Origin of the sequence: Actinoplanes sp. NPDC049802 (assembly GCF_040656595.1) — a bacterium.
Taxonomy (GTDB): domain Bacteria; phylum Actinomycetota; class Actinomycetes; order Mycobacteriales; family Micromonosporaceae; genus Actinoplanes.
In genome coordinates, this window is the sequence record NZ_JBFAMR010000063.1 from 41,837 (window position 1) to 50,738 (window position 8,902).

Here is an 8,902-nt window from a genome sequence, read left to right on the forward strand (position 1 = left end):
GCGTCCGCTCTTCAATCGGAGTGAAACGTTTCAGAGTTACCGGTAGATTACGCGGGCCCGCTCACCCGGGTCAAGAGTCCCTATCCGCCTTCCGCAAGACGCTTGCGCACCTCGGCGAGAATGTGCTCACTGCGCGACACCTCGTCGGTGTAGGAGCCGGGCAGCCTCGCGGCGAGCCGAGCGTGCAGGCGGGCCGCCTCCTCGGCGGACTCCAGCGCTGGGCGCAGCGGCGCCCCGGCCAGAAGGCTGACCGTCGCGTGCGTGCGCAGCGCCTGAGCCAGGCCGCCCTGATGGACAGCCGGGTTCGCGGCAGCCAGCTCCAGGTACAGGTCGATCGCCTCACCGGCGGCCCGTAGCGCCTCCGGTCCGGCACCGGACCGCGCCCGCCACTGGGCGAGATTGTTCAGCGAGGCCGCGAGCCCGGACCGGTGCACGGCCGGATTCGCCGCGTCCAGCCGGCGCCGGATCCCGATCGCCTCCTCCGTCGCGGCCAGCGCCTCGGGCAGCCGGCCGACGGCCACGAACAGAGCGCCGAGGTTGCTCAACGTCCGCGCCACATGCGGCACGTACGCGGTCGGGTTCGCGGTGCTGAGCTGCCGGTAGAGGTGCAGGGACTCGTGGGTGGGCGCCAGCGCCTCGCTGTACCGGCCCAGCTCCGCCAGGTAGTTCCCGACGTTGCCCAGCGACATGGCGAGGTCCGGCAGATGGGCGGCCGGAGCCGCACCGGCCATCTGCCGGCGCAGCCGAACCGACTCCTCGCCCATCGGCAGCGCCTCCTCAGCCCGGCCCAACCTCCACAGGTACAGGCTCAGGTTGTTCAGCGACAGCGCCAGGTGGGGCAGATAGGCGGCCGGGTTCCCGGCGGCGAGCCGGCGGAGCAGAGCGACCGCCTGCGAGGCCGGTTCCATCGCCTCGCTCAGCGTGCCCATCTCGTGCCGGGCGAGCGCGAGATTGATCAGCGACCGGGCCAGCAGCGGCTCATGCGCCTCCGGGTTCCCGGCGGCGAGCCGGCGGTCTATGCCGACCGTCTCCTCCGCCACCGCCAGCGCCTCGGCGGCCCGGCCGTCCGCACCCAGCGCCAAGCCGAGAACGGCCAGGCTCTTGGACAGATTCGACAGGTGCGCGGCCGGCTCGTCGTCGGCCAGCTCCCGGAACAGCTCGACGGACTCGGTCAGCGGCGTCAGCGCCTCGCCGGGCCGGCCCAGCCACAGCAGCGACATGCCGACGTTCAACAGCGCCGCCGCGAGCTGCCGGCGGTGCGCCTCCGGATCGACGGCCGTCAACCGGCGCAGCAGCCGCACGGCTTCCCCGCCGAAACCCATCGCCTCCTCCAGGCTGCCCACCTCAACGGCCGCCGTGGTCGCGTTGCTCAGCGCCAGCGCCATGTCGCTCTCGAAGGCGTCCGGGTTGACCTCGACGAGCCCGCGATAGGTCTCCACCGCCTCCTCGGTCGCCAGCAGCGCGTCCTCGCGGCGTGCGGTCTCCATGAACAGCATCCCCAGGTTGATCAGGGAGACGGCGAGGTCCGGCAGAAACACGGCCGGGTCGGCCCGGGCCAGTCGCCGCTGAATGCCGACGGCCTCCTCCACCGCCGTCAGCGCGGCCGCCCGGTTACCCATGCGGTGGCGTGCCAGGCTCAGGTTGCTCAGCGAGGTCGCCAGCGCCGGCCACAGCGCGTCGGCGCCCTCCTCCACCAGGGCACGGTGAATCGAGACGGCCTCCTCGGCCTCCGCCCGGCCGTCGCGCCCCAACTCGGCCAGCACCACCGACCGGTTGTTCAGCACGATCGCGAGATTCGTCCACCGTTCCGGATGGTCCCCGGCCACGAGGGTCCGTTGCAGGGCCACCGCCTCCTCGGTCAACGGCAGCGCCTCAGCGAACCGGCCCAGACTCATCTGCGCCTTCATGACGGCTACCAGCGCGTCGACCAGATCCGGCCGGTACGCCGCCGGGTCCAGCGCGGCGAACTCCCGGAGCAGGCCGGCGGCCCGCTCGGCAGCGCGCAGGGAGGCCTCGTGCTGTCCCGCGTTGGACAGCAGAAGCGCATGCGCGGACAACCCCCGGGCCCTGGCCACCTGGTCCGAGGTCGAGGCCAGCCAGTGCCCGGTGAGGACCGTGCTGATCGCGGCGGCGGCCACGTCGAGGTCGATGTGCCGGTGCGGCGGCAGCAGCTCCTGGATCGGCTCCAGGACGGACGGATCGATGCCGGGGATCCCGGCCAGGCGGGTCAGCGTCGCCCCGCCCGCCGCGATCGCCGACTCGGGCCGCTGCCGGATCAGCGGATAAAGCAGTTCGGTGGCCACGTGCGGCCAGCGGCGCGACGTCTCCACCAGCACCGTCAGCACCTCCCCCGGCAGACCGGCCAGCAGCGGCGCGGCGGTCAGCGTCCAGTCGTCGGTGAGCCCGCCGCCGCGGTCGTGGCCCGGTACGGAGAGGGCGATCAGGTCCTCGCCGAGCCGGTCCGGGTGCAGCGGCTCCAGCACGGTCCGTGGGTCGGCGCTCGGATAGCAGGCCCGATGGTCGTCGATCAGCCGGTCCCCGCCGTCGAGGCCGGCCCGTCGCAGCGCCTCCCGGGCATCGGGGCGGGGCAGCGCCCCGGTGAGCGTCGCCGTCCACACCGCCCGGTGCATCACCTCCGGTGGCGTGACCAGCGGATTCTCGGCGCGGGCGTGCATGTGGTGCCAGTGGGCGGCCTCCCGGCGCAGCAGGTAGGCGGAGACCCCCTCCGGCCCGGCGGGGGTGTCGTCGCCGTGCCGGTGGGCGTCGACCGCCGCGAGGGCCGCCATGTGCACGGCCAGCACCTGCCCGAACCTGTCGTCGCCCAGTCCCGGCGGCGGCGTCCAGTCGCCGTCCACGCCCAGCACGGCGGCGAACCGGGTGGCGGCGTCGGCGTACAGGATGGTGCGGTCGGCGGACAGTGACGGCAGCGCGGCGTCGGCGGTGGGCACGGCCAGGTCGCTCTCCACCCGGTCGGCCAGGGCCGGCCACCAGTACCCGGCCGAGCGTGCCAGCAGCAGCACCCGCACCACCGACGACGTCGCCGTGCCCAGCCGGTGCAGTTGGGTGATCAGGGTGAGCAGCGCGGACGGCGGCCACCGGTCGGCGTAGTCGACCACCGCGAGCACCGGCCCACCCGGCAGATCCACCCGGGACCCGGGCAGCGGGGTGGGCATGTGCAGCACCCGCCACACCGTCCAGCCGTCCGCCGCGCACCGGCCGGCGAGCTCCTCGGCGAGCCGGGTCTTGCCCTGCCCGCCGGGAGCGTGGAGGAGCCGGACCGCGGCCGGTGCCTCGGCGGACAGCCATCCGCCCAGTTCGGAGAGCATCTCGCCGCGGCCGGTGAACGGGACGATCCGGTGCCGGGCCAGCAGCATCCGGCTGGGTTGCGCACGGGCGTCCCCGGCAGACAGGGGCACGGCGCGGACGACGGCCTCGGCCACCCGGTACGGCGGCCGTTCCAGACTGATCGTCACGTCTCCACGGACGCCCTGCACCATCACCACGTCGCCGAACACGACACTCCCGGTGATCGACTGCCCGGTCCGGTTCCCCGGCCACCAGCCGCGCATGATCCCCATCGATCCATTTTGAACCGCTTGTCCACGAACGGGACCGGCCGAAACGTTGAATAGGGAGTGACGTTCGAGGAGTCCGCCTACGCCCGGGGCCCGTCGCTGGTCCGGCTCGCGCGTCTGCTCACCGGTGACGAGCACCGTGCCGAGGATCCGGCACAGAACGTCCTGGCCCGCGCCCGCTGGCGGCGATCCGGGAAGACCGACAACTCCGATCAATACGTACGCCGGCTGCTCGTCGACGCGGACAAATTGGAGGACCCGGGCACCTGGTGGCGCCTACGATCGCGCGATGCGAACCGAGACGACGGTGATCCGGGAGAAGACGGCCGCGGACACGGAAGCCTGCGTGGCTCTGCTGCGGCGGGTGCACGCCCGCGACGGCTACCCGCTGTACCTGCCTCCGGATGACGAGGCCGGGTTCCTCCGGCCGGATCACCAGCGCGCCGCCTGGGTGGCCGAGCAGGGCGGGCGGATCGTCGGCCACGTCGCCCTGCACTGCCCGCGGGAGAACCCGACCCTGTCGGCGGCCGCCGCCGCGACCGGCCTGCCGGTGGACCGGCTCGCCCTGGTGGCCCGTCTGTTCACCGCCCCGGAGGTGCGCCGTCAGGGACTCGGCCGCGCCCTGCTGCGGCACGCCACCGCGCGGGCCCCCGAGCTGGGCCGCCGCGCAGTCCTGGACGTGGGCCAAAGGCTGCCGACGGCGGTCGCCCTCTACGAGTCGGAGGGCTGGTCGCGGGCCGGCGAGCTGCGCATCTCCCTGAACGAGTCGACGGTGCTGGACCTGTGGGTCTACGTCAGCCCGTGATCCTCGGTGCGCCTCCGCGCGGACGGCCGGTTCCGGGTCCGGCCCCGCCGCGGCGTGACTCGGGCAGGTCACCAGCCGGTCCATAGGCGTGGCAGATCATCAAACCATCTCATCCGGTACGCGCGACACCGCACCGCCACATTCGGACCGTCCCGCCCCGCCGGCGCGATCTCGCTGCCACTCCCGCCTCTGCCGCGCCCACCGGGCTGAGAATCGGCCGGTCACCGGGGCACCGCGCCACAAGACGGCGTAGGGGCCACCCGCCGCGCTCAGATCAGCGGGTCACCGGGGCACCCGGTCGTCCCCGCCGTGCCAGGAGCGCCACAGGGCCGCGTAGGAGCCGCCCGCCGCGACCAGGTCGTCGTGGCGGCCCAGCTCGATGATCCGGCCGTCGTCCATGACGGCGACCCGGTCGGCGTCGTGGGCTGTCTGCAACCGGTGGGCGATCGCGATGACCGTCCGCTCGTGCAGGACGGCGGCCAGGGCCCGCTCGGCGGTCCGCGCGGCGGTCGGGTCGAGCAGGGCGGTCGCCTCGTCCAGGATGACCGTGTGCGGGTCGGCCAGAACCACCCGGGCCAGCGCCAGCTGCTGGGCCTGCGCGCCGTCGAGCGGATGTTCGCCGAGATCACGGTCGAGGTCGTCGGCCCAGTCGGCGCCGACCGTGCGCAGCGCCTCCCGCAGCCGGCCGTCGGGGGCGGCGACCATCAGGTTGGCGCGCAGCGTGTCCCGGAAGACGTGGTGTTCCTGGGTGACGAGGACGACGTGGCGGCGCAGCTCGTCCGGTGGCAGGTCGGCGATCGGCACGCCGCCGACCGTGACGGCGCCGGCGGTGGGCCGGTCGACGCCGGCGATCAGACGGCCCAGGGTGGACTTGCCGGCGCCGGACAGGCCGACGACGGCGAGACGCTCGCCGGGGCGGATGGTCAGGGTGACGTCGTGCAGGACGTCACGGCCCTCGTCGTACGCGTACCGAACCCCGGTGATCTCGATCCGCTCGTCGGCGGGCGCACGCTCGTCCGGTGGGGGTGGCGCCGCCACCGAGCCCAGGCCCTCGACCCGGGCGAAGGAGGCGTTCCCGGCCTGCAACTGGTCGACGAAGATCAGGATGCCGTCCAGCGGCCCGACGAGCTGCCGCAGGTAGAGGACCGCCGCCGCCACGGTGCCGAGGCTGACCCGGCCGTCGATGTGCAGCAGGCCGCCGAGGGTGAGCACGAGGACGGCGGGCAGCGCGTACGACGACTCGGCCAGCGGAAAGAACACACTGCGCAGCCGGAGGGTCGCCAGCCGGGTGTGCCGGGTCTCGGTGAGCGCCTCGCCGCCGGCCGCGAGCCGCCGCGCGTGCAGGCCGAACGCCTCCACGGTGCGGGCGCCTCCGGTGGTGTTGGCCAGTTCGTCGGCGAGCCGGGAAACCGCCTCGCCCTCGGTGAGGTACGCGTCCCGGGCCCACCGCAGGTACCACCGGGTGACGAACCAGATGCCCGAGAACCCGATCACGCCGACCACACCGAGCAGCGGGTCGAGCACCACCACCGCCACGATCAGGAACGCCATCTGCACCAGGCCCACGAAGATCGGCGGCAGCAGGTCGCGCAGCGCGTTGGCGACGGTGTCGACGTCGGTGCTGCCGCGGGCCGCGAGGTCACCGGCGGGCACCCGCTCGACCACGGCGGCCGGCAGCTCGAGCACCCGGCGCAGATAGGCCTCCCGGATGCGGGCGGCGGTCCGCTCCCCGAACCGGTAGGCGGCGGCCAGCGCGAACCGGGACAGCAGCGTCTGGGCGAGGGCGCACAGCAGCACGGCGCCGGCCAGCCGGTCCACCTCGCGCACGCCGCCGCCCACGGCGACGGTGTCGATGACCCGGCCGAGCAGCGCCGGGCCGCCGAGCCCGGCGACGGCGGCCAGCGAGGCGAGCGCGAGCAGCCCGGCGACCGCCTTCGCGTCCGCCCTGATCAGCCGGCGGGCGGCACGGGCCACGTCACGGCGGGAGGAGACCGGCAGCAGCGTCCTCACTCGTCACCTCCGAAGGCGCGGGTGACCAGGGCCCGGTAGCCCGGCTCGGACCGCAGCAGCTCGGCGTGGGTGCCACTGGCGGCGACCCGCCCGCCGACCAGGTAGTGCACGGTGTCGGCCCGGTCCAGCAGCACCGGCGAGGTGGTGGCCAGGACGGTGCCGCGGCCGGCGCGGGCCGCGCTGAGCCGGTCGGCGATCGCGGCCTCGGTGTGCGCGTCGACGGCCGAGGTGGGTTCGGCGGCGAGCAGCATCTCCGGGTCGGTGTAGACAGCGCGGGCCAGCCGGACCCGCTGGCGCTGACCGCCGGACAGGTTGCGCCCGCCCCAGTCGACCGGCCGGTCCAGGTCGGCGCCGACGTCGTGGGCGACCGCGATGTCCAGGGCCCGGCGGACCCGGTCGTCGTCCGGCTCGTCACGGCCGGCGACAACCTCGCGCAGCGGGCCGGCGAACAGGTGTGCGTCGTGGTCGGCGACCAGGATCCGGGCACGGATCTCCGGCTGGGCGATCACGGCGAGCGGCCGGCCGCCCCAGGTGGCGTCGCTGGGCCGGTAGCGGCCCAGCCGTTCCAGGACGGCCGCCGAGTCGGCCGGGCGAACCGACGCGAGGGCGGTCAGCCGGCCCGGCTCGGCGCACACCCCCGACTCCGGGTCGTGCAGGACGGCCGGGCCCTCCGGGGCGGGCTCGCCGGCCGGATCGTCGACGGGCAGCCGCAGGAAGTCGGTGACCCGGCGGGCCGCGATCACGCCGCGGGTGACGTCGAAGCCGACGAAGATGAACACGTTCACCGGGATGACCAGCATGGCGGTGTAGCCGTACACCGCCACCAGCTGGCCGGCGGTCAGCCCGCCGCCGACCGCGAGCCGGGCGGCCAGCCAGATCACCACCGCCAGGTACACCACCGGGAGACCGTCACCGAGCGCGCCGATCCAGCTCGACGGGCCGCCGACCCGGTAGCCGACGTCACGCAGCCCGGCCGACTCCCGTTCATACCTCGCCAGGTGGGCTTCCTTACCGCCGAGCCCGTTGAGCACCCGCAGGCCGCCGACCACGTCGACGAGCCGCCCGTTGAGCCGGCCCTGATGCTCCCGGTAGTGGCCGCCGACCCGCTGAGCACGGCGCAGCAGCGGCCCGATGAACAGCGCCAGCACCGGCACCCCGGCCACCACGACCAGGGCGAGAAGCCCGGAGATGCGCTGGAGCAGGAAGGCGATCACGCCGACCGCGATGAACGCGGCCACCCCGACGCCGCCCGCGTTCATGGCCCGGCCGACCGTCCACACGTCGGAGATGCCGATGGTCACCACCTCACCGGCGGTGACCCGGCGGGGCAGGGCCGCGCCGAGCCGGATCGCGTGGCTCAGCACCAGGTCGGCGGTGCGCAGCGCGGCGCCCAGTCGCAGCTTCGTCATGCTGCGGTGCCGCATGATCCCCAGACCGGCGCTGGCCAGCCCGACGACCAGAACCACCGCGGCCCAGGCGAGCAGCACACCGGGGCGGCGCGGCGCGAGGCCGCGGTCGATCGCCTGCGAGATGAGGTACGGCGTGAGCGCCAGACTGACGAACCACAGTGACCCGAACATCGCGCCGAGAGCGACCCGCCCTTTCAGCTCCCGAGCCAGCCACCACAGGTATCGAACCGGTCCCCGCGCATCCACCACGCCGTCATGCTGCCGCAAAACCGTCGATTGATGTCACCCGATTTCCACCGGTTGACGGGTGTGCTCCCTCACGGTCGCGAACACCGTCACGGCCCCCACCACGGCGAACCCGGCCGCCGGCGTGACCGCGGCGCTGAGCCCGCCCGTGCCGAAGCTCTGCTGTCGCGAGACCGTCCCGTAGATCGCCACCCCGAACGCGAAGTCCGGTTGCCGGAACGGGCGCCGAGCCGGCCCCGTTGTTACCGCACGTGAAACAACTCGGACCCACCGCAGCCCCGATGTGAATTCCCCGTTACACCTGGCCTCGAGGGGCAACGGTTTGCGCTTGACACCCGTCATGCTCTACGAGGGCCGGACATCGGCACGGCACGGGACCGCGGTTCGCGGGCGCCTCCCTTCCGTGCCCGGCGAGCGGTCCCGCACGGGGTGGGCGACGGCACCGGTTCGGGCCGCCGCCCATCCCGGCGCGAGCACACCGCACCAGACGAGCCCCCACCCATCCCGGCCCGAGCCGGGCGCCCGGCCACTCCGGGCCGGCCGTCAGCGACGCCTCCGGCCCCTTGAAAGAGCGCAGACCCTGCTGGCCAAATCGCCCGCCTGCCCGCCCGCCGAGCGGGCGGGCGGGCGCACAGCGCACCGACCGTGTGCCCCGAGCATCGCCGTGACACTCGTGAGCGACCGCGCAGGGCCCCGCGTGCGTGCCGAATCGCTCGGCCCCGTCTGCCCGCCGGGCGGGCGCCCCCAGCGCACCGACGGTGAGCCCTGCCGCCCTGCCGCCCTGCCGCCCTGCCGCCCTGCCGCCCTGCCGCCCTGCCGCCCTGCCGCCCTGCCGCCCTGCCGCCCTGCCGCCCTGC

5 protein-coding genes are annotated in these 8,902 nt (G+C 74.4%); 1 reads left to right on the forward strand and 4 read right to left on the reverse strand.

From position 1 onward, the window contains the following. Positions 1–80: 80 nt before the first annotated feature. Positions 81–3,578, reverse strand: coding sequence for a tetratricopeptide repeat protein (locus AB0I88_RS31735; protein WP_361032983.1), 3,498 nt, complete (start codon positions 3,576–3,578; stop codon positions 81–83). A 286-nt stretch (positions 3,579–3,864) separates the two neighbouring features. On the opposite strand from AB0I88_RS31735, the gene AB0I88_RS31740 reads away from it, so the two are divergent. Beyond that, entirely contained in the window at positions 3,865–4,380 is a 516-nt protein-coding gene (locus AB0I88_RS31740; protein WP_361032986.1) for a GNAT family N-acetyltransferase, read from the forward strand. A 282-nt stretch (positions 4,381–4,662) separates the two neighbouring features. Here AB0I88_RS31740 and AB0I88_RS31745 read toward each other — a convergent pair whose 3' ends face one another. The 3 genes from AB0I88_RS31745 to AB0I88_RS31755 form a co-directional block, all read right to left on the reverse strand. Beyond that, positions 4,663–6,390 carry an ABC transporter ATP-binding protein gene (locus AB0I88_RS31745; protein WP_361032989.1) on the reverse strand — a complete coding sequence of 576 codons (1,728 nt, stop codon included), beginning with the start codon at positions 6,388–6,390 and terminating at the stop codon, positions 4,663–4,665. Continuing rightward, positions 6,387–7,970 carry an ABC transporter ATP-binding protein gene (locus tag AB0I88_RS31750; RefSeq protein WP_361032998.1) on the reverse strand — a complete coding sequence of 528 codons (1,584 nt, stop codon included), beginning with the start codon at positions 7,968–7,970 and terminating at the stop codon, positions 6,387–6,389. The genes AB0I88_RS31745 and AB0I88_RS31750 overlap by 4 nt, the downstream gene beginning before the upstream one ends. 111 nt (positions 7,971–8,081) lie before the next feature. Beyond that, positions 8,082–8,237: a hypothetical protein gene (locus AB0I88_RS31755; RefSeq protein ID WP_361032992.1), complete on the reverse strand. Its 156-nt coding sequence runs from the start codon at positions 8,235–8,237 to the stop codon at positions 8,082–8,084. Between the last annotated feature and the right edge of the window lie 665 nt (positions 8,238–8,902).